This window comes from Corallococcus sp. AB049A (genome assembly GCF_003668885.1).
Lineage (GTDB): Bacteria > Myxococcota > Myxococcia > Myxococcales > Myxococcaceae > Corallococcus > Corallococcus interemptor.
The window spans coordinates 1-1,269 of the sequence record NZ_RAWL01000800.1 but is presented as its reverse complement, the minus strand read 5'-3'; the positions used below and the strand labels follow the sequence as shown (position 1 = coordinate 1,269).

General features: G+C 75.1%; 2 pseudogenes. Both read left to right on the top strand.

Going from position 1 to position 1,269, the window contains the following annotated elements:
• Nucleotides 1–698: pseudogene (locus tag D7X55_RS45020) on the top strand (VWA domain-containing protein); the annotation flags it as partial.
• A gap of 54 nt (nucleotides 699–752) precedes the next feature.
• Nucleotides 753–1,269: pseudogene (locus D7X55_RS39485) on the top strand (hypothetical protein); the annotation flags it as partial.

Genomic DNA, 1,269 nt, shown 5'->3' with positions numbered 1-1,269 from the left:
CCCCCGCTCCCGCCTTCGCGCCCCCGCTGGAGGCGGAGCCCACCACGGGGTCCTCCTTCCAGGCGTTCGCGGATGGCGCCGGGCCCATGGGAGGCAGTGCCGAGCACGTGGAGCGCAGGGAGCAGGAGTCCGCAAGGAACACGAAGGGCGGACTCTTCGAGCGGCTGAAGTCCGCGTCGAAGCTGTTCACGGCCGCCGAGCTGGAGGCCCGGCCCTCCGCGCAGGGTGCTCCGCGCGGCCGGAAGGACAAGGCGGAGGTGCTCTACGAGCAGGAGGAGATCCAGCCGCTGTCCGTGGCGGAGGGGCCCCTCGCCACCGAGGACGTGGGGAGCCTCCTGGGCCGGCAGCTCGCGAACGGGCTGTGGGCCGGCACGGGTGAAGGGCCGGAGCCGGTGCGCCAGGCCCGCGCCACCGCGCGGGTGCTGCTGGTGCTCCTGCGCGAGGGCATCACCAGCAGCCACCCGCTGCACGGCGCGCAGGTGAAGAAGGCCGTGGACGCGCTGCTCGCGCTGGCCACGCAGCTGGGCCAGGCGCCGGACGTGGCGGAGCTGGCGCTGGGCGTGGCGTGGCTGGTGGCCGCGGGTCCGCGCACGCGGGGCCGCATCGAGCAGGCCGCGAAGCCCCTTCCGGGCCTGGACGGGCGGCTGGGTGACACGGCCGCGCTCCGCCAGCACCTGGAGACGCTGGTGACGCGGTAGGCCGTCCCCGCGCCTCCCGTCTTTTCCCGGGGGTCGGCTAGGGTGGACGGCCGCATGGTCCTCGCGCCCTTCATCCTGGCCGTCCTCGTCGCAGCGCAGCCCGGTCCTTCACCGCAGGGAGGCTCCGCGCCTCCCGGCGCCATGTCCGCGCCGCCGCTCGTGGCGGGTGAGGAGGCCTGCGCGGCGGACTCCGACTACGCGGCGGGCTTCGACGCGCTGGTGCATGGCCAGGACGCCCAGGCGCTGGAACTGCTGGAGCGGGTGATTCAGGTGTGCCCCGGTCATCCGTACGCGCCGGAGCTGGCGCGGCTGGCGCGGACGCGGCTGGACCCGGCCGCGCGGCTGGCGCAGGACACGCTGGCCCGGCCGGTGGTGGCGGAGCCAGGAGTGATTCCGAAGGAGCCACCGTCGCAGGGGGCTCGGGCGTCGTTGACCGTCGTGCAGACGCTGCACGGCATCACCCAGGGCGCCATGCTGTGCTCCATCTCCAACTGCCAGGACGGGCGCGCGTTCGTGGCGGTGTCGCTCCTGGGTGGCGGCGCGGGGGCGGCGATTTCGATGCTCGCCACCC